The sequence below is a fragment of the Ideonella flava genome (assembly GCF_051857595.1).
Classification (GTDB): domain Bacteria; phylum Pseudomonadota; class Gammaproteobacteria; order Burkholderiales; family Burkholderiaceae_C; genus Ideonella.
The window spans coordinates 108,581-125,917 of sequence record NZ_JBPZHD010000012.1 but is presented as its reverse complement, the minus strand read 5'-3'; the positions used below and the strand labels follow the sequence as shown (position 1 = coordinate 125,917).

The following is a 17,337-nucleotide window of genomic DNA, read 5'->3' as shown; positions in this document are numbered from 1 at the left end:
ACATCGACAAACATAACCATTCCATGGACGCCTCCGCCACCGTGCCCGTTGCCCTGGTCCCCGAAGCCCCTGCCGGGCTGATCGGTCGCCTTGCGGCGTTGCCGGCGGCCACGAAGATGAAGGCGTGCATCGGCATCGCGGCCCTGGCCGCCACGCTGATCGCCATCGCCATGTGGGCCAGCCAGGGCGACTGGCGCGTGCTTTATGCCGGCCTGCCCGACAAGGAAGCCGGCGCCATCGTCGCCGAGCTGGGCACCATGGGCATCCCCTACCGCTACGCCGACGGCGGAGGCGCCATCAAGGTGCCGGCCGATCGCCTGTACGACGTCAAGATGAAGCTGGCCGCCAAGGGCATGCCCAAGGCCAGCGTCGTCGGCAACGAGCTGCTGGATGTCAACCGCTTCGGCCAGACCGACCGCCAGGAGCGGGCCAACATGCAGCGTGCCCTCGAAGGCGAGCTGGTGCGCACCATCCTCAAGGTCGACGGCGTCGACGACGCCCGCGTGCACCTGGCCCTGCCCAACCAGAACGGCTTCTTCCGCGAGCAGCAGAAGCCCAGCGCCAGCGTCATGCTGACCCTGCGCTCCGGCTTTGCGCTGGACCGCGCCCAGGCCGCCGGCATCGTGCACCTGGTGTCTTCCAGCGTGCCCGAGCTGAACCCCAAGGCGGTCAGCGTGGTCGACCAGCGCGGCGCGCTGCTGGCCGGCGCCGAGGACGACAACGGCAAGTCGCTCAACGAGCAGCAGCTGCAGTACATCGCCCAGGTCGAGAAGACCTACCTGGCCCGCGTCAACGATCTGCTCGAGCCCATCGTGGGCCGGGACAACCTGCGCGCCACCGTGGCCGCCGACATCGATTTCACCCAGGTCGAATCGACCAGCGAGCAGTTCCGCCCCAATCAGGGCAGCGAGCCGGCGGCGGTGCGCAGCCAGTCGACCAACGAATCTTCGACCGCCGGCAGCAGCGTGCCCTCGGGCGTGCCGGGTGCCGCCAGCAACCAGCCGCCGGTGCCGGCGACCGCGCCGATCAACGGCGCCTCGGCCCCGCTGCAGGCCGCCAATGCCCAGCTGAACGGCGGCGCCGGCCGGCGCGAGGCGACCACCAACTACGAAGTCGACAAGACGGTGCAGATGAAGCGCAACGCGGTCGGCGTGATCCGCCGCCTGAACGCCGCCGTTGTCGTCAACCACCGCAGCAACACCGATGCCAAGGGCAAGACGACCAGCACCCCGCTGTCGCCCGAAGAGCTGGACAAGCTGACCGCCCTGGTGCAGGAGGCGGTGGGCTACAGCAAGGAGCGCGGCGACTCGGTGCGAGTCATCAACGCGCCCTTCAAGGCCGAGCCGGTCGACAAGCTCGCCGAGCTGCCCCTGTGGAAGCAGCCCTGGCTGCTGGACCTGGTGCGTGCCGGCGCGGTGCCCGGTGCCCTGGCGCTCGTCGCGCTGGGCCTGATCTTCGGCGTCATCCGGCCGGCCCTGAAGCCGCCGGTGGTGGTCGAGGCGGACAAGCGCGGCCAGCAGCTCGATGCGGTGGTCGACGACGAGGCGGCGCTGCCGGGTGCCCCTCAGCTGCCCACGCTCGAGGCCCCGCGCGGGAATCTCAAGCTCGAGACCGCCCGCCAGCTGGCCAAGGAGAACCCCGCCGCGGTGGCCAACATCATGCGCGAGTGGGTCAACGGCGAAGTCGCGGCCTGACTCCCAACATCAAGAACAAATGCCTGCCAACAACAGCTCCGACGATGGCGTGGAAAGCGCCGCCATCCTGCTCATGTCCCTTGGCGAGGAGGAGGCGGCGCAGGTGTTCAAGCACCTCGGCCCCAAGGAAGTTCAAAAGCTCGGCGAGACCATCGCCAAGCTCAAGGTCATCCCGCGCGAGCGGGTGGAGGCCGTGCTGGACCGCTTCGCCGTCACGGCGGAGAAGCAGCACATCCTCGTGCCCGACACCGACGAATACGTCAAGGCGGTCCTGAAGAAGGCGCTGGGCGAGGACAAGGCCAACCTGCTGATCGACCGCATCCTGCAGGGCTCGGATGTCTCCGGCATCGAGAGCCTGAAGTGGATGGACCCGGGCTCGGTGGCCGAGCTGCTGCGCAACGAGCATCCGCAGATCGTGGCCGCCATCCTGGTGCACCTGGACCATGACCAGAGCTCCTCGGTGCTCAAGTGTTTCACCGAACGCCAGCGCAACGAGGTGCTGGTGCGCATCGCCACGCTGGACGGCATCCAGCCCGCCGCACTGAAGGACCTCAACGAGGTGCTTTCCAAGGTGCTGGCCGGCGGCGACAAATTGAAGAAGGCGTCGTTGGGCGGCGTCAAGGCAGCAGCAGAGATCATCAACCTGCTGGGCAGCTCGATCGAGACCGCTGCGCTCGATTACATCCGCGAGGCCGACGGCGATCTGGCCCAGCGGATCATGGACAACATGTTCACCTTCGAGGACATGAACAAGCTCGACGACAAGGGCTTCCAGTCGGTGCTGAAGGAAGTGCAGAGCGAGTCGCTGGTCATCGCGCTCAAGGGCGCCACGCCCGAGCTGCGCGAGAAGGTGTTCCGCAACATGTCGACCCGTGCGGCCGAGACGCTGCGCGAGGACCTGGAGTCGCGCGGCCCGGTGCGCGTGTCCGAGGTCGAGTCCGAGCAGAAGGAAATGCTGAAGATCGTCCGCCGCCTGGTGGACGAAGGCCAGATCGTCCTGGCCTCGGGAGGCGCGGATGACTTCCTCTAAGCCGGGCGGCTTCCGCCAGGTGCCGCCGCCGGCCGGCGGCAAGGAACGCCCCGCCAACGCCTACGCCCGCTTCATCCCGCGCGAGGAGCTGGCCGATTTCGCGGCCTGGACGCCGGGAGCGTTCGGCGAAGGGGCCGACCCTTTCGGCACGAGCACCAAGGCGCAGCCGCGCGCCGCGCAGCGGCCCGAACCCGCACCGGCTCCGGCGGCACCGCCCGAGCCCACGGCCGAACAATGGCAGGCCCGCATCGAAGAAGCGCGTGCCCAGGGCTACGGCCAAGGCTACCGCGACGGGTTGGAGGCGCTCGACGCCGCCAAGCGCCAGTACGCGCAGCAGACGAGCGCGCAAGTCGCGCAGGTGCTGGCAGCCTTCGATCAACAGACCCAGGCGCTGGACGTGCGCCTGGCCGACACGCTGGTGCACTCGGCGGTGCTCCTGGCACGCCAGGTGGTGCGCAGCGAAGTCGCCCAGCGCCCGGAGCTGATCGTGCAGGTCGCGCAGGATGCGATCGGCGCGGTGATCCTCTCGGCGCGTCATCTGCGCCTTCGCCTGCACCCGCAGGATCTGGCGCTGGTCGAGGCGGGCGCCGCGGATCTGCTCGCCGCCCGCTCGGTGCTGCTGCAGGCCGACGCCACGCTCTCGCCCGGCGGCTGCATCGTCGAATCGGATCTCGGACAGGTCGATGCGCGCATCGAGCAGCGCTGGGCCCAGGCCGTGGCCGTGTTCGGCCGAGACGAGCCGCTGGTCGACGGCAGCTCCGAGGTGGACCTGTGAGCGCCAGCCGCGACCAGAAGTGGGATCGCTTCCTCGGCGACATCAGGAACTACGCCACCTTGCCGCAGCCGCTGGAGATGCAGGGCTCGCTGGTGCGCGTGACCGGCCTGGTGCTGGAGGCCGCCGGCGTACGCGCGCCCGTGGGCGCCGTGTGTGCCGTGGGCACGCCGGGCGAGCAGCCGGTGACCGCCGAGGTCGTCGGCTTCAACGGCGACCGCGCCTACCTCATGCCCACCGGCGAACTGCATGGCCTGGCCAGCGGCGCGCGGGTGGTGCCCCTGCCCGTGCCGCAGATTCCTCCGCGCTTCGGCGTCGAGAACCACCCCTGGCGCCGCAGCGAGGACCGGGGCCTGCACCTGCCCATGGGTGACGGCCTGCTGGGCCGCGTGGTCGACGCCCACGGCCAGCCCATGGACCGTCGCGGCCCGATCGCCGACACGCACAACGAACCCATGGTGCGCCGGCCCATCAACGCGATGGACCGCGACCCGGTGCGCCAGCCGCTGGACACCGGCGTGCGCGCCATCAACGCCATGCTCACCGTGGGCCGCGGCCAGCGCATCGGCCTGTTCGCCGGCACCGGCGTCGGCAAGTCGGTGCTGCTGGGCATGATGGCCCGCTACACCAAGGCCGACGTGATCGTGGTCGGCCTGATCGGCGAGCGCGGCCGCGAAGTCAAGGAGTTCATCGAGGACATCCTCGGCGACGAAGGCCTGGCCCGCGCCGTGGTGGTGGCCGCTCCTGCCGATGCACCGCCGCTGGTGCGCATGCAGGGCGCGAGCTACGCGACCGCCATCGCCGAGCACTTCCGCGACCGCGGGCAGCACGTGCTGCTGCTGATGGATTCGCTCACCCGCTACGCCATGGCGCAGCGCGAGATCGCCCTGGCCATCGGCGAGCCGCCGGCCACCAAGGGCTATCCGCCCAGCTGCTTCGCCAAGCTGCCGCAGCTGGTGGAGCGCTCGGGCAACGGCCTGAACGGCGTCGGCTCGATCACCGCCTTCTATACCGTGCTGACCGAAGGCGACGACCCGCAGGACCCGATCGCCGACGCGGCACGGGGGATCCTCGACGGCCACATCGTGCTGTCGCGCGAGCTCGCCGAAAGCGGCCACTTCCCGGCCATCGACGTGGAGAAATCGATCTCGCGCGTGATGACCTCGGTGGCTCCTCGCGAGCACCTCGAGGGCGCCCGTCGCGCCCGCCAGTGGCTGGCCCGCTTCAACAAGGCGCGCGACCTCATCCAGCTCGGCGCCTACACCCCGGGTGCCGATGCCGAGCTCGACGCGGCCGTCAGGATCCAGCCCCGGCTGCTGGCGCTGTTGCAGCAGGGCATGCACGAGGCCGCGCCCTTGCCGCTGGCGGTCAAGCAGCTGCTCGCGCTGAATCCCGCCACCGCCTGATCCATTGCAGAAAGAACGCTGATTCATGGAACGCCTGGACCTGCTGAACACCCTGCTGCAACGCGAGAAGGAAAAGCGCGATGCCGCCCTGGTCGAATGGCGCGAGGCCGAGCGACAGGCCCAGGCGACGCGCGAACAGGCACAGGCCCTGGTGAACTACCGGGGCGAGTACCGACAGCGCTGGAGCGCCCAGTTCGCCCAGCGCGCGCCCATCGAGATCCTTCGCTGCTACCAGGGCTTCGTCGAAAGGCTGGAGCAGGCGATAGGTGCGCAAGAGGGCGCCGCCGACCAGGCCGCGGCCCGCGTGCAGGCCGCCCAGGCGCGGCTGCGCCATCGGGAGACCAAGGTCGCGACGGTGCAGCGCCTGATCGAGCGCCGCCTGCAGGCCGGCGCCGTGCGCGAGCAACGCCGCGAACAGAAGGCCGTCGACGAGGCCGCCCAGCGTCTTTCATGGGCCCGCGTCGGCGTCTTCTCCGCCGCCTGAACACTTCACATCGACGACGCCACATCCAGGACGCCATCGCATGACCCCGACTGCCGCTCCCACCGCCAGCTCGCACGCGACCGCCTCTCACGCGGCCAGCCAGGCGGCCGCCCGTTCACGCCCCGCGCAGGGCGGCCAGGGCGCATCGCCCTTCGCGCAACTGCTGCAAGGCATGGCCGACGAAGGCGAGGGCACCCCCCCGCCGGCGGCCGAGCCGGACGAATCGACCACGCAAGAAGCCGATGAACGGCCCACCGAACACGGCAAGGCCCAGGAGGCGCGGCGCGATCGGGATCCGGCCGACGACGCGACGGCGCAGGCCACTCCCGAAGTCGCCAGGATGGACCTGACCGACACGGCGCGCCAGGCCTCCACGCTCGCGGCCGCGCGCGCCAAGGCGGCGGCCGGCATCGATGCCGCACGCAACCACCGCGCCGCGATGGGGCTGGACGGGAGCCCCGCCGAGGCCCACGGCAACGCCGGCGCCAGCCTGGCCCATGCGGGGGCCCGCGACGCGCAGAACGCCGCCTCCAATGGCCTGGACCTGGCCGGCTGGCAAGCCACCCTGGACGCCACGCCGGTGAACCTGGCGCCGGCCGAATCGAGCACGGGCGCCGCGGCGGCTGCCGACTTCTCGCTGCCCAGCCTCGGCGCCACGGCACCCGCACCGGCGCCCGCCGCGGAGCCCCCGGCCGCCGCCCAGGCCACCCTCGCCCCGCCGCCCGGCAGCCCCGCGTTCGGTGCGGCGCTGGGCGCTCAGCTGAGCACCTGGCTCAAGGATGGAGTGCAATACGCCACCCTGGAGCTGAACCCGCAGGACATGGGCCCGATCGACGTGCGCATCGCCCTGCGCGATGGCCGCACCGAAGTCCAGCTCGGCGCCGACGTGGCGGCCACCCGCGCCGCCCTGACCGAAGCCCTGCCCGGCCTGACCGAAGCCCTGGGCGACGTCGGCCTGACGCTCACCGGCGGCAGCGTGTCCGACCAGACCGGCCAGCACGCGCGCCAGGGCGAGGGCCAGGCTCAGCGCGGCTTCACGCTGCCCTCGTGGCTGGCACCCGCGCGCGACGACGCAGTGGCGGCGGCCGAATCCAGCCGCCGTCCGGCCCAGCGCGGCCTGATCGACCTGGTGGCTTAGGAGTTGACAGCGGCAAGGAGCCGCTGACAACTCCTGGGCGCGGCCGAAATCTGGATCCCACTCGCCCCTCCTGGAAGGCTCCAGTCTTGTTTGTCGAGCCGGACCGACGGCAGGCAGTGCCTCTCGTCATTCCTGCTGGAGCCCCTTCCTGGAGGGGGCGGGGGGAGCAATGTTCAAACCCGCCGACGGCTTCGCCGGAGGACGGATTTCACCCGCTATTTGCGCCTTCTGGCGAACCCCTTGCTTTCAATAATGGCCAGCAATGCGGTCTTCCCGCCTGCCGGCCCTCGCGGCATGGCGGGATTGACCGCCACGAACCAAGCCAGGAGCCGCCCCCATGTCCGCTGCCGCAGCCGTCGATGCCGCTGAAGTCGTGCCCAAGAAGGGCAAGAAGAAGCTGATCATCCTGATCGCCGCGGTCGTCGTGCTGCTGCTCGTGGCCGGCGGCGGCGCGGCCTTCTACCTCAAGCACAAGGCCGCGGCCGAAGCGGCGGCCGCCGAAGCCGAGGACGAGGACGGCGACGTTGCCGACACCGGCCGCAAGCATGCCGCCAAGGCCGGCCACAAGAAGGACGAGAAGCGCGTGCCGCCGGTGTTCGTGCCGCTGGATCCCTTCGTCGTCAACCTCGCCGACCGCGAGGCCGACCGCTTCGCCCAGGTCGGCATCACGCTGGAAGTGGCCGACGCCCACGTCGGCGACGAGATCAAGGCCTACATGCCGGCCATCCGCAACAACATCCTGCTGCTGCTGGCCCACAAGACGTCGGCCGAGCTGATGGACCACGAAGGCAAGGAACAGCTGGCCAGGGAAGTGCGCCGCGAGGCGCTTCGTCCCATGGGCTTCGACCTGCCGGACGAGGACGCCGACACGGGCACGAAGAAGAAAAAGAAGAAGGCCAAGGCGGAGGAGGCGGAAGAGCTTCCGATCAAGTCGGTGCAGTTCTCCTCCTTCATCATCCAGTGATGTCTGCCCCTTCCGTCTTCGACGGCCGCTGACCTGCCATGAACCAGCAGATCCTTTCCCAAGACGAGGTCGATGCCCTTCTGCAGGGCATCACCGGCGAGAGCCAGAAGCTCGAGCAGGAGGAGATCCCCGAGGGCGGGGTCCGCATCTACGACATCGCGAGCCAGGAGCGCATCGTCCGCGGCCGCATGCCGACGATGGAGATCATCGGCGAGCGGTTCGCACGCAACATCCGCATCGGGCTGTTCAACTTCATCCGCAAGAGCCCGGAAGTCTCGATCAACGGCATCAAGGTCCAGAAGTACTCGGCCTTCCTGCGCGAGATCGTGGTGCCGACCAACTTCAACATCGTCTCGGTGCGGCCGCTGCGCGGCTCCGGGCTGATCGTGTGCGACCCGAGCATCGTCTTCGCGGTGATCGATTCGCTGTTCGGCGGCGTGGGCAAGTTCCACACCCGCATCGAGGGGCGCGACTTCTCGGCCACCGAGCAGCGCGTGATCGAGCGACTGGTCGAATGCATCATCACCGAGTACCGCAACGCGTGGAAAGGCATCTACCCGCTGGAGCTCGATTACCAGCGCTCGGAGATGCAGCCGCAGTTCGCCAACATCGCCACGCCCAGCGAGATCGTCGTCTCCTCCTCGTTCACGCTGGAGATCGGCGAGACCTCGGGCACGATCCACTTCTGCATCCCCTACTCGACGCTGGAGCCTATCCGCGACGTGCTCTATTCGTCCATCCAGGGCGACTCCACCGAGCCCGACCGCCGCTGGGTCAACCTGCTGAAGGAGCAGATCAAGTCCGCCGAGGTGGACCTGATCGCCGAGCTGGGCACGGCCCAGGCCACCGTCGAGCAACTGCTGTCCTTCAAGCCGGGTGACTTCATCGAGGTGGACCTGCTGCCCATGATCCAGGCCAAGGTGGATGGCGTGCCGGTGTTCGACTGCCACTACGGCACTTCGGACGGGCACTACGCCATCAAGATCGACAAGCTCCTGACCAGCTCGAATCTCGGCTGGCTGGGCGACACCAACGCAAGCTGAAGGAGGCCTCGATGGCAGCCAGTGACCAAGACGACATGGCCGACGCCTGGGCCGCAGCCCTGGCCGAATCCAAGGGCTCCGGCGGCAACGACGTCGCGAGCGAACTCGCCGCGCCGGCCGACTCGGTCGCCCCGGCCGCGTTCACCAACTTCACGCCCACCGGCACGGCGGGCGGCGCGGGCAACGACCTGAACATGATCCTGGACATCCCCGTCCAGCTGACCGTGGAACTCGGCCGCACCCGCATCCCGATCAAGAACATCCTGCAGCTGGCGCAAGGCTCGGTGGTCGAACTCGAAACGCTGGCCGGCGAGCCGATGGACGTGCTGGTCAACGGCTTCCTCATCGCCCAGGGCGAGGTGGTGGTGGTGAACGACAAGTTCGGCATCCGCCTGACCGACATCGTGACCCCGAGCGAGCGCATGCGCCGCCTGAGCAGGACGTAGGATCCCAAGCTGCCTTCCGGTCGCCGCTCACCTCCATCCCATGAACAGTTCCACCTTCACCCCCTTGCTGGCCTTCATCGGCGTCGTCGCCCTGATTCCCCTCGCGCTGTGGCTGATGCGCCGCAGCGGCTATGCGGGCGCGGGCCAGGATGGGCTGATGCGCACCGTGTCCAGCCTGTCGCTGTCGCCCTCGCAACGCGTGGTCGTCGTCGAGATGGGGCAGGGCGCCACGGCGCGCTGGCTGGTGCTGGGCGTCACCAACGAGAACATCAACCTGTTGACGCAGATGGACGCGCCGGCCGAGGTTCCGCCCGGCCTGCGCGCACCTCAGGCCCAGACCGTGAACCAGCTGATCGCCAAGTGGCGCTCGGGCCACGGCCCTTCGCGCGGGAGCGGCTCGCATGAATGAGCAGAAGTCCCGCCAGCGCGTGTTGCGCACCCGCGGGGCGGGCCGGGTCAGAGGCCCGGCCCTGGGGGTTCTCTACTCGCTGGGGCTGATGCTGGTCGGCGCACTGCTGCTGCCCGACACCGCCCAGGCGCAGGCCCAGTCGGCCGGCCCCAACCTGCCCCTGGTCATCGGCCAGGGCGCGGGCGGCACCAGCTACTCGGTGCCCATCCAGACGCTGCTGTTCTTCACCGCGCTGTCCTTCCTGCCGGCGGTGCTGCTGCTGATGACGGGCTTCACCCGCATCGTCATCGTGCTGGGCCTGCTGCGCCAGGCGCTGGGCACCCAGGCCGCGCCACCCAACCAGGTGATCGTGGGCCTGTCGCTGTTTTTGACCTTCTTCGTCATGTCGCCGACGATAGACAAGGTCTACGCCAACGCCTGGGTGCCGTACTCGGCCAACCAGATCGCCTTCGATGAAGCGCTCAAGCGCGGCGAGGTGCCGATGCGCGAGTTCATGCTCAAGCAGACCCGCCAGGCCGACGTGCAGCTGTTCGCCAAGCTGGCCCGGCTCGACTCGTCGGTCAAGGGCGAGGACGTGCCCTTCAAGGTGCTGGTGCCGGCCTTCGTGACCAGCGAGCTCAAGAGCGCGTTCCAGATCGGCTTCCTGATCTTCGTGCCCTTTCTCATCATCGACATGATCGTGGCCAGCGTGCTGATGTCGCTGGGCATGATGATGTTGTCGCCGGTGCTGGTGGCACTGCCCTTCAAGCTGATGCTGTTCGTGCTCGCGGACGGCTGGAACCTTCTTCTCGGCTCTCTTGCCGCCAGCTTCGCGACCTAGAGCCCCTACGTCGCCTTCGGCCCCGGTCCCCCGAGGGGATCAGGCCCCTAGGGAGCGGCCCGTCGGGGCCTGAGTCACAAAGGTCAATCGTCATGGATTCAGCACAAGTCTTCACCGTCGGCCAGCAGGGCCTGATGATGCTGCTCACCGTCTCGGCGCCCATGCTGATCGTGATCCTCATCGTCGGCGTGCTGGTGAGCATCTTCCAGGCCGCCACCCAGATCAACGAGGCCACGCTGAGCTTCGTGCCCAAGCTGCTCGCCGCGGTCGCGGTGTGCGCGGTGGCCGGGCCGTGGATGATGAGTTCGCTGGTCGATTACCTGCGCAACATGCTCTTGTCGATCCCCGGCGCGGCAGGCTGACCGTTCTGTGATCACCCTCACCGAGGCTCAGCTGCTGGCGTGGGTGACGCCGGTGCTGTGGCCCTTCCTGCGAGTGCTGGCGCTGTTCCAGGCGATGCCGGTGATGGGCCAGCGGCTGGTGCCCATGCGGGTGCGGGTCGCGCTGGCCTTTCTCGTGGCCGTCTGCGCCAGCGGCGTCGCGCCGCCCATCCCGGCCGTGCCGCTGGATTCGTCGGCCGCCGTGCTGCTGGTCGTGCAGCAACTGCTGATCGGCCTTTCGCTGGGCTTCGCGGTGCGCATCGTCTTTGCCACCGTCGAGTTCGCGGGCGAGATCGCCGGCCTGCAGATGGGCATGAACTTCGCCGGCTTCTTCGACCCGCTCACGGCGACGCAATCGACTGCGGTGAGCCGCTTCTTCGGCACCCTCGTCGCGTTCCTGTTCATCGTGATCAACGGGCACCTCACGGTCATCGCCGCGGTGGTGCAGAGCCTGGTCGTCTTCCCGGTCGGCCCCGAGCCCTTTGCCTTCCTGACCCAGACGATGCCGCAGCAGTGGGGCGCCGAGGTGTTCAAGATGGGCCTGTGGATCGCCCTGCCGTTGATCGCGATCATGATGTTCGTCAATGTCGTGCTGGGCGTGATCTCGCGCGTGGCGCCACAGACCCACATCTTCTCGATCGGCTTCCCCATCACCATGGGCATAGGCCTGACCAGCCTGGTGTTCATGCTGCCGCTGATGGAGACCCCCTTCATCGCGACCCTGGAGCGCATGCTGTCCCACTTCCAGTGATCGCCTCCTGACAGCGAGCTCGTTCAGCCCACTGAACGAATCAGCTCAAGCGTGTGAGAAAGGTGACGATGAAAGGGCTTCCACAAATCACAAGGAGCCCCATCTTGAAGACCTTCACGCAAGCCCTCGCGGGCGTCGCCTTCCTCGCGGTGTCCGTGGCCAGCCAGGCCTACGACCCCAAGGCCACGATCGCCGACCTCGACGCTCGGCTGGCCAAGATCGGCGCTCCTCGCATCGAAGGCACTGACCAGGCGGGCGACAAGACGGTCGGCGCCATCTACTTCGGCAGCCGCAAGGTCAACAACAACTACGACGTCGTCGATGCGATCCGCAAGGCCCATGGCGCCACGGCGACGATCTTCGTGAGGGATGGCGACGAGTTCGTGCGCGTGAGCACCAACGTGCTGACGCCCGAGGGCAAGCGAGGCGTGGGCACCCAGCTGGCGCGCAATGCGGCCTATGCGGCGCTGAACAAGGGCGAGCAGTTCTGCGGCCCCATCGACGTGCTGGGCACGGCCTTCGACGCTTGCTACAACCCGATCAAGGATGCCAAGGGCCAGGTGCTCGGCGCGACCTACATCGGCCACAAGAAGTAGGCCCTGGCTGCCTCATTCGTCGATTGCGGCCCCCGGTGCGCGCCGCAACCCATCCCTTCTGGATCGTCTGCGGAGTTGCCCATGGGCTTCATTGCTCAGCTGAAATCACGACTGGCCGCTGCCTGCAGCCGCGCTTCAACAAGAACCCAGTTGCTGGGGGCGTTCTGCGCCGTGCTGGCGATGACGCTGGCGCTCGGCGTCGTCGGCCTGACGGGGCTGCAACGCGTCCAGACTGAAGCGCACGAGCTGTCGGGCAAGTGGCTGCCCGGCGTCGGCGAACTGGCCGCGGCCAAGACGGCGGTGCTCGGTGCCCGGGACCTCGAGATCAAGCACAGCCGCACGGCGGACCAGAGCTACCAGTCGGACTACGAAGCGCAGATGGCCGATGCGGCCAAGGCGGTCGACAAGGCCCTGTCCGCCTATGAGGTGGAAGTGGCCGGCGATGAAGAGCGCGCCTTGGTCGACAAGTTGAAGAAGACCTGGGGCGCCTACCTTCAGTCGCAGCGGCGCGTCGTGGACCTGGGCCATGCCGGCAAGCAGACCGATGCGGCCGACATCAGCGACGGTGCCTCCAGCATGGCGGCCGACGAGGTGCTGCTGGCCCTGGAGGGCCTGTGGACCTTCAACTTCCACAGCGCGGCGCAGGCCAGCGAACGGGTCGAGGCCACTTACCAGCGGGTCCGGTGGGGCATGAGCGGTTTGCTGGCGGTGGCCGTGCTGGTCGGTGTGGGCGTGGCCTTGCTGTTCAGTCGCGCCCTGCTGCGTCGCCTGGGCGGCGAGCCCGGCCATGCCGTGGAGGTGGCCCGTGCCGTCGCGCAGGGGGACCTCTCGACGCCGGTGGCCGTGCGGGCGGGCGACACCACGAGCCTGATGGCCCAGCTGCACGCCATGCAGGGCAGCCTGGCGCGCGCGGTGGACGAGGTCCGCCACGGCTCGCAAGGCGTGGCGAGCGCCAGTGCCGAGATCGCCCATGGCAACCAGGATCTGTCCCGGCGCACCGAAGAGCAGGCCAGCGCCCTGCAGCAGACGGCCGCCACCATGGACGAGCTGGCCGCGACCGTGCGCAACAACGCCGACAACGCAAGACAGGCCAGCGAGCTGGCGCGGGGAGCCTCGGACGTCGCCCGGCGCGGCGGCGAAGTGGTGAGCCGGGTCGTGCAGACCATGAAGGGCATCCACGATGCGTCGAACAAGATCGGGGACATCATCTCGGTGATCGACGGCATTGCCTTCCAGACCAACATCCTGGCGCTCAACGCGGCCGTGGAGGCCGCGCGCGCCGGCGAGCAGGGAAGGGGCTTCGCCGTCGTGGCCGGCGAAGTGCGCTCGCTGGCCCAGCGAAGCGCCGCCGCCGCCAAGGAGATCCACGGCTTGATCACGACCAGCGTCGAGCGCGTGGGCCAGGGCGCGGCCCTGGTCGACAACGCCGGCAAGACCATGGACGAGATCGTGGTCGCCATTCAGCGGGTGACCGGCGTGGTCGGCGAGATCAGCGCGGCCAGCGCCGAGCAGAGCACCGGCGTCTCGCAGGTCGGCCAGGCCGTGGCGCGCATGGACCAGACCACTCAGCAAAATGCCGCGCTGGTCGAGCAGAGTGCCGCCGCGGCGGAGAACCTGCGGGAGCAGGCCCAGCGCCTGCTGCAGTCCGTCGAAGTGTTCAGGCTGCTCCAGGATTGACGGGCCGCTCCCGAGTTCCCTGACCCCCACGGGAGCCCCCGGAAGGCGCCGGTCCGAGCGATCTGCCTCCCCAGCCTTGGGGAGGCCGGGCCCGGTTGGTGTCCGGTATCTGGCGGGCAATCCGTTTGTCTGTATGACAACCCGTGAACTGCCGGCGCGTCCGAAAAGGCCGCCACCGCGTATCACCGGGCATGGACGAAGGAGCAGCGAAATGGATGCGAACACCACCCCCATGGCGCCCAGCGGCTACGAGCTGCGTTTCATGTCGCTGTTCCGCGAAGGGCGCGGTTTGAGCTTCCCTTGCGATCCCGATGGCGGCGTGCACCTGGACGAACTGAGCGAACGGGCCCGCACCAACTACTTCTACGCCCGCACCGTGATCGGCCGCGAGTTCGCCACCCCGGCCGTCGTGGCGCACTGAGGACTGCCGCCCCTAGCCGCGGTGGCCGAGGAGGCGGGCCGGCAGGAAGAGCAGGGCCTTCATCAGCGCGAAGACACCCTCCACCGCGATGCCGACCAGCCGAAAGGGCAGGGCGATCAGCCAGACGATGGGAAACAGCACCAGCGCCAGCAGCGCCACCGGCCAGGCCAGCACGAACAGGATGCACCAGCCGACGAACAGGATCAGGGCCTTCATGGTCACCTCGGTGAAACTCGCGCGAGCTTAAGCCTTGTCGTGCCGGCTGTCGGCCGGCTCCGACTGCTCCTGGCCGGGCCGGTTGGCCTGCGGCGGCGCGAACGGCGGCGGGAAGCCGACGAAGGCCAGGAACACCAGGATGGGCAGCAGCAGGTAGAAAAGCGGCCGCCTCCAGTTCAGGTTCATCTGCCCGTTGTGGGGATGGCGCGCTGGCGTTCAAGCCCCCGGTTCTTCGGGCCACCAGGCTGAGCTTCGCATCGCGGGCCTGGGCGTGCAGGGTCGGGTCATAGGCTGGACTCGTCCCCGCCGTCCCTTTGCGAACTCCCATGCCCAACCACGTCAGCCCATCCCACGCCCACCCAGGTGCCCGGGTGCGCGGAGCCGAAGACCATCCGCAGGCGCCTGCGGCACAGCGACGTCGCACAGGGGGCGAAGCCACGCCGGCATCAGGCCCGCTCGATGGCCTGGCGGCGCGGCAGCCGGGCCCCACGCTGCCGGTGACGCGGGCCCGAGCCGAACTCAACCAGTGGGTCCGGCAGCCCGGCCTTCTCATCGACAACCCGACTGCCTTGGAGATGGCCGGCGTGGAACGCCTGCCCACGGACCCGTCCGCGGCGGCCCGGGCCCCGTCCACCGCCGCGGTCAGTGACCTGCACCTGCCGGCCTCCCTTCCCATCCCCGAGGCGCCGCGAGTGCAATTGCCCGCCGGCGAGAGCGCCGAGGTGAGCGCCGCGCGACGCCAGGTCGTCGACTGGCTGGGCGAGCTGCGGCAGCTGTCCGCCGAGGTTCATGCCGAAGGCGTCAGCCCCGACGATGAGGCCGATGCCTTCAGCAAGCTCGACGTGCTGGCCATGCCGGCCATCGTCGCCGCGCTCAATGCCGAGAAGCCTGGCTTGAACCTGGTCTACGCCCATTGCATCGCCGAGGGCGACACCAGGGCGGGCAGCCGGGAGGGCTTTGGTTCTGTCGACTGGGCGTCCCTCATGCAGGACATGCGACCCGGTCGCTGGCGGGTGCTGATGGACAATACTGCGCACGGCATGGCGCTGGACGTGGCCGTGGTCAACGTACCGGGCCGGCCGCGGCCGCATGCGTCGGTGCTGGTGCTGAACGCCATGCAGTCGCCCGAGATGATCCGTGCCGGCGTGGTGGCCGAGATCGCGGATCAGCTGAAGCTGCCGCCGGATTGGCCACTGCTCGTGGCCGAGGTACCGGCGCAGAAGGATCTGCGCTCCTGCAGGATCTTTGCCTTGTCGATGGCCTTGAAATGCGGGGGCGGCACCTTCGACGGGCTGCATCTGGCCCGCCTGCGTGGTGAACAAGTGCCGCTGGCGCTGCGCGACATCGATGCCGCGCTGGCACGGCCCGACGAGATCGACAGCACAGACGATTCCTATTCCACCGGGCACAGCGACCCCGGCAGCGATTCGGACAGCGATGCCGAGAGCGTGAGAGGCCGCGGACGTGAGCGACAGCCGCCGACGCAGGCCGGCCCATCGGGGCCGATCATTCTGGGCCAGGAACTGCTGCACCCCGCGCAGATCATCGGCCCGCAGTTCATGAAGCACGCGCAGTCCAGGGGCGACGTCCAGAGTTACATCAGGGCGCGCGGGCCGCAAGCCCAGCAGGCGGTCAACAAGCAGCCCCAGACGCTGCTCGAGCGGCACGAAGCCCACCGCGTGGCCCGCTGGCCGGCACCCGCGCCGGGCGCCCGCGCCGCGGCGAGCGACCGCATGCCGCGGATCTCCAGCGCCTCGATCGAACTCAAGCGGATCAGCTTCCTCGACAAGGCCATCCGCCACGCGGCGACTTGCGACCCGGCGCAGGTGATGGCGATGGCGGGCGCCATGCGCACGGTCGACGCCAACTGGCGGGATCGCTACGCGTAAGGGCCACGCCGCCATGGCCGTCGTCTGCCTGCAGCCTGCCGCCACGCCGGCTCGCCTTCGTGCGGCCACGGCCCGGCCCTCCATGTCGGAGAGCTGAGAGTCGGCAGGCGGCTCGGTAACATCGGCGGTCAACTTCCAGGAAAGCCATGCCACTGAAGATCGGCCTGTTGGGGATCGGCAAGATCGCGCGAGATCAGCACATTCCGGCGCTCAAGGCGAGCGCCGACTTCGAGCTCGTCGCCTGTGCGAGTCGCAACGCGCGCGTCGAGGGCGTCGCGAATTTCACCGATCTCGAGACCATGCTGGCGCAGATGCCGGAACTCGAGTGCGTGTCCATCTGCACGCCGCCGCAGGCGCACTTTGCCGCGGCGCTCACCGCCCTGCGCGCGGGCAAGCACGTGATGCTCGAGAAGCCGCCCGCGGCGACGACGCGCCAGATCGCGCTGCTGGCCGACGAGGCTGCGCAACACGGGCGGACCTTGTTCCAGTCCTGGCACTCGCGCTTCGCGGCCAGCGTGGATGCGGCCCGCGAATGGGTGGGCACGCGCACGCTCACGGGCGGGCGAATCGTCTGGAAGGAAGACGTGCACCAATGGCACCCCGGGCAGCAGTGGATCTGGGAGCCCGGCGGCTTCGGCGTCTTCGACCCGGGGATCAATGCGCTCTCGGTGTTGACCGAAGTGCTCTCGAACGAGGTCTGCGTCGAGACCGCCGTGCTGGCGTTCCCCGAGAACCAGCAGGCGCCCATCGCCGCCGAGGTGCACATGCGCACCGAGGAAGGCGTGACGGTCGAGGCCGAGTTCGACTTTCGACAAAAGGGCGAGCAGAGCTGGGACATCGAGCTCTACACCACCACCGGCCGCCTGAAACTCTCGCAAGGCGGCGCGACGCTCGAGATCGACGGCGAGCTGATCGCGGCCGATGAGGGCCTGGCGGGCGAATACCCACGGCTTTATTCGCGCTTTGCGTCGCTGTGCTCGGCGGGCCGGTCCGAAGTGGACTGGCGGCCGTTCCAGCTCGTGGCCGACGCTTTCCTGATCGGTGAGCGGCGCATCGTCGCACCGCATCAGGTGTAAGACGCCGCCGGCGCGGCGGCGCCGGCCTGTACGTGTGTCGGATCAGCGCCCTGCGATGCCCGTCGGGCCGACCGGCCAGAACCGTCCCCGATGTTGATGATGCGCCTGCCCCCGGGCCGCCCGAC

The 17,337-nt window shown here is 69.0% G+C and carries 20 protein-coding genes; 18 read left to right on the top strand and 2 right to left on the bottom strand.

The window, feature by feature from the left end:
- The first annotated feature begins 23 nt into the window (after positions 1–23).
- The 16 genes from fliF to ACS5PM_RS24890 all read left to right on the top strand — a co-directional run bounded on the left by fliF (position 24) and on the right by ACS5PM_RS24890 (position 14,031).
- Complete coding sequence (gene fliF / locus ACS5PM_RS24965) at positions 24–1,694, top strand: flagellar basal-body MS-ring/collar protein FliF (protein WP_439390481.1); 1,671 nt, start codon at positions 24–26, stop codon at positions 1,692–1,694.
- Between the two features lie 19 nt (positions 1,695–1,713).
- Complete coding sequence (fliG, locus tag ACS5PM_RS24960) at positions 1,714–2,724, top strand: flagellar motor switch protein FliG (protein WP_439390480.1); 1,011 nt, start codon at positions 1,714–1,716, stop codon at positions 2,722–2,724.
- Positions 2,711–3,499, top strand: coding sequence for a FliH/SctL family protein (locus tag ACS5PM_RS24955; RefSeq protein ID WP_439390479.1), 789 nt, complete (start codon positions 2,711–2,713; stop codon positions 3,497–3,499). The genes fliG and ACS5PM_RS24955 overlap by 14 nt, the downstream gene beginning before the upstream one ends.
- Positions 3,496–4,902: a flagellar protein export ATPase FliI gene (gene fliI, locus ACS5PM_RS24950; protein ID WP_439390478.1), complete on the top strand. Its 1,407-nt coding sequence runs from the start codon at positions 3,496–3,498 to the stop codon at positions 4,900–4,902. The genes ACS5PM_RS24955 and fliI overlap by 4 nt, the downstream gene beginning before the upstream one ends.
- Before the next feature lie 25 nt (positions 4,903–4,927).
- On the top strand, positions 4,928–5,386 hold the full coding sequence (fliJ, locus tag ACS5PM_RS24945) for a flagellar export protein FliJ (protein ID WP_439390477.1): 459 nt from the start codon (positions 4,928–4,930) through the stop codon (positions 5,384–5,386).
- A 40-nt stretch (positions 5,387–5,426) separates the two neighbouring features.
- On the top strand, positions 5,427–6,524 hold the full coding sequence (locus ACS5PM_RS24940) for a flagellar hook-length control protein FliK (protein ID WP_439390476.1): 1,098 nt from the start codon (positions 5,427–5,429) through the stop codon (positions 6,522–6,524).
- A gap of 337 nt (positions 6,525–6,861) precedes the next feature.
- Complete coding sequence (locus tag ACS5PM_RS24935) at positions 6,862–7,488, top strand: flagellar basal body-associated FliL family protein (protein ID WP_439390475.1); 627 nt, start codon at positions 6,862–6,864, stop codon at positions 7,486–7,488.
- Positions 7,489–7,526: 38 nt separating this feature from the next.
- Positions 7,527–8,531 (top strand): flagellar motor switch protein FliM, encoded by a 1,005-nt coding sequence (gene fliM / locus ACS5PM_RS24930; protein WP_439390474.1) that lies wholly within the window; start codon positions 7,527–7,529, stop codon positions 8,529–8,531.
- Between the two features lie 11 nt (positions 8,532–8,542).
- The gene (fliN, locus tag ACS5PM_RS24925) at positions 8,543–8,977 is read left to right on the top strand and encodes a flagellar motor switch protein FliN (protein WP_439390473.1); all 435 of its coding nucleotides are present in this window, start codon (positions 8,543–8,545) and stop codon (positions 8,975–8,977) included.
- A 40-nt stretch (positions 8,978–9,017) separates the two neighbouring features.
- Positions 9,018–9,386 carry a flagellar biosynthetic protein FliO gene (gene fliO, locus ACS5PM_RS24920; RefSeq protein WP_439390472.1) on the top strand — a complete coding sequence of 123 codons (369 nt, stop codon included), beginning with the start codon at positions 9,018–9,020 and terminating at the stop codon, positions 9,384–9,386.
- Positions 9,387–9,474: 88 nt separating this feature from the next.
- A complete protein-coding gene (gene fliP, locus ACS5PM_RS24915; protein WP_439390659.1) occupies positions 9,475–10,206 on the top strand; it encodes a flagellar type III secretion system pore protein FliP in 732 nt (243 codons plus the stop codon).
- A gap of 92 nt (positions 10,207–10,298) precedes the next feature.
- Positions 10,299–10,568 carry a flagellar biosynthesis protein FliQ gene (gene fliQ / locus ACS5PM_RS24910; RefSeq protein WP_439390471.1) on the top strand — a complete coding sequence of 90 codons (270 nt, stop codon included), beginning with the start codon at positions 10,299–10,301 and terminating at the stop codon, positions 10,566–10,568.
- Positions 10,569–10,575: 7 nt separating this feature from the next.
- Positions 10,576–11,337, top strand: coding sequence for a flagellar biosynthetic protein FliR (gene fliR / locus ACS5PM_RS24905; RefSeq protein WP_439390470.1), 762 nt, complete (start codon positions 10,576–10,578; stop codon positions 11,335–11,337).
- 104 nt (positions 11,338–11,441) lie between these two features.
- Positions 11,442–11,933 carry a Cache 3/Cache 2 fusion domain-containing protein gene (locus tag ACS5PM_RS24900; RefSeq protein WP_439390468.1) on the top strand — a complete coding sequence of 164 codons (492 nt, stop codon included), beginning with the start codon at positions 11,442–11,444 and terminating at the stop codon, positions 11,931–11,933.
- Between the two features lie 81 nt (positions 11,934–12,014).
- Positions 12,015–13,610: a methyl-accepting chemotaxis protein gene (locus ACS5PM_RS24895; protein WP_439390467.1), complete on the top strand. Its 1,596-nt coding sequence runs from the start codon at positions 12,015–12,017 to the stop codon at positions 13,608–13,610.
- A gap of 211 nt (positions 13,611–13,821) precedes the next feature.
- Positions 13,822–14,031 (top strand): hypothetical protein, encoded by a 210-nt coding sequence (locus ACS5PM_RS24890; protein ID WP_439390465.1) that lies wholly within the window; start codon positions 13,822–13,824, stop codon positions 14,029–14,031.
- Between the two features lie 12 nt (positions 14,032–14,043).
- Here the strand turns inward: ACS5PM_RS24890 and ACS5PM_RS24885 are convergent, their stop codons facing one another.
- A complete protein-coding gene (locus tag ACS5PM_RS24885; protein ID WP_439390464.1) occupies positions 14,044–14,247 on the bottom strand; it encodes a hypothetical protein in 204 nt (67 codons plus the stop codon).
- A 27-nt stretch (positions 14,248–14,274) separates the two neighbouring features.
- Positions 14,275–14,433, bottom strand: coding sequence for a hypothetical protein (locus ACS5PM_RS24880; RefSeq protein ID WP_439390463.1), 159 nt, complete (start codon positions 14,431–14,433; stop codon positions 14,275–14,277).
- Positions 14,434–14,573: 140 nt separating this feature from the next.
- Here ACS5PM_RS24880 and ACS5PM_RS24875 point away from each other — a divergent pair, with 140 nt between their 5' ends.
- A complete protein-coding gene (locus tag ACS5PM_RS24875; protein ID WP_439390462.1) occupies positions 14,574–16,136 on the top strand; it encodes a YopJ family acetyltransferase in 1,563 nt (520 codons plus the stop codon).
- A gap of 146 nt (positions 16,137–16,282) precedes the next feature.
- Entirely contained in the window at positions 16,283–17,212 is a 930-nt protein-coding gene (locus ACS5PM_RS24870; RefSeq protein ID WP_439390460.1) for a Gfo/Idh/MocA family protein, read from the top strand.
- Positions 17,213–17,337 lie beyond the last annotated feature (125 nt).

What these genes read in the sequence shown, in the direction of transcription:
- fliQ (WP_439390471.1), top strand. Translation starts at nt 10,299, where the DNA reads ATGGATTCAGCACAAGTCTTCACCGTCGGCCAGCAGGGCCTGATGATG.
- ACS5PM_RS24885 (WP_439390464.1), bottom strand. Translation starts at nt 14,247, where the DNA reads ATGAAGGCCCTGATCCTGTTCGTCGGCTGGTGCATCCTGTTCGTGCTG.
- ACS5PM_RS24870 (WP_439390460.1), top strand. Translation starts at nt 16,283, where the DNA reads ATGCCACTGAAGATCGGCCTGTTGGGGATCGGCAAGATCGCGCGAGAT.
- fliP (WP_439390659.1), top strand. Translation starts at nt 9,475, where the DNA reads ATGCTGGTCGGCGCACTGCTGCTGCCCGACACCGCCCAGGCGCAGGCC.
- fliF (WP_439390481.1), top strand. Translation starts at nt 24, where the DNA reads ATGGACGCCTCCGCCACCGTGCCCGTTGCCCTGGTCCCCGAAGCCCCT.
- ACS5PM_RS24875 (WP_439390462.1), top strand. Translation starts at nt 14,574, where the DNA reads ATGCCCAACCACGTCAGCCCATCCCACGCCCACCCAGGTGCCCGGGTG.
- ACS5PM_RS24935 (WP_439390475.1), top strand. Translation starts at nt 6,862, where the DNA reads ATGTCCGCTGCCGCAGCCGTCGATGCCGCTGAAGTCGTGCCCAAGAAG.
- ACS5PM_RS24955 (WP_439390479.1), top strand. Translation starts at nt 2,711, where the DNA reads ATGACTTCCTCTAAGCCGGGCGGCTTCCGCCAGGTGCCGCCGCCGGCC.
- fliM (WP_439390474.1), top strand. Translation starts at nt 7,527, where the DNA reads ATGAACCAGCAGATCCTTTCCCAAGACGAGGTCGATGCCCTTCTGCAG.
- ACS5PM_RS24890 (WP_439390465.1), top strand. Translation starts at nt 13,822, where the DNA reads ATGGATGCGAACACCACCCCCATGGCGCCCAGCGGCTACGAGCTGCGT.
- ACS5PM_RS24895 (WP_439390467.1), top strand. Translation starts at nt 12,015, where the DNA reads ATGGGCTTCATTGCTCAGCTGAAATCACGACTGGCCGCTGCCTGCAGC.
- fliJ (WP_439390477.1), top strand. Translation starts at nt 4,928, where the DNA reads ATGGAACGCCTGGACCTGCTGAACACCCTGCTGCAACGCGAGAAGGAA.
- ACS5PM_RS24940 (WP_439390476.1), top strand. Translation starts at nt 5,427, where the DNA reads ATGACCCCGACTGCCGCTCCCACCGCCAGCTCGCACGCGACCGCCTCT.
- fliO (WP_439390472.1), top strand. Translation starts at nt 9,018, where the DNA reads ATGAACAGTTCCACCTTCACCCCCTTGCTGGCCTTCATCGGCGTCGTC.
- ACS5PM_RS24880 (WP_439390463.1), bottom strand. Translation starts at nt 14,433, where the DNA reads ATGAACCTGAACTGGAGGCGGCCGCTTTTCTACCTGCTGCTGCCCATC.
- fliG (WP_439390480.1), top strand. Translation starts at nt 1,714, where the DNA reads ATGCCTGCCAACAACAGCTCCGACGATGGCGTGGAAAGCGCCGCCATC.
- fliN (WP_439390473.1), top strand. Translation starts at nt 8,543, where the DNA reads ATGGCAGCCAGTGACCAAGACGACATGGCCGACGCCTGGGCCGCAGCC.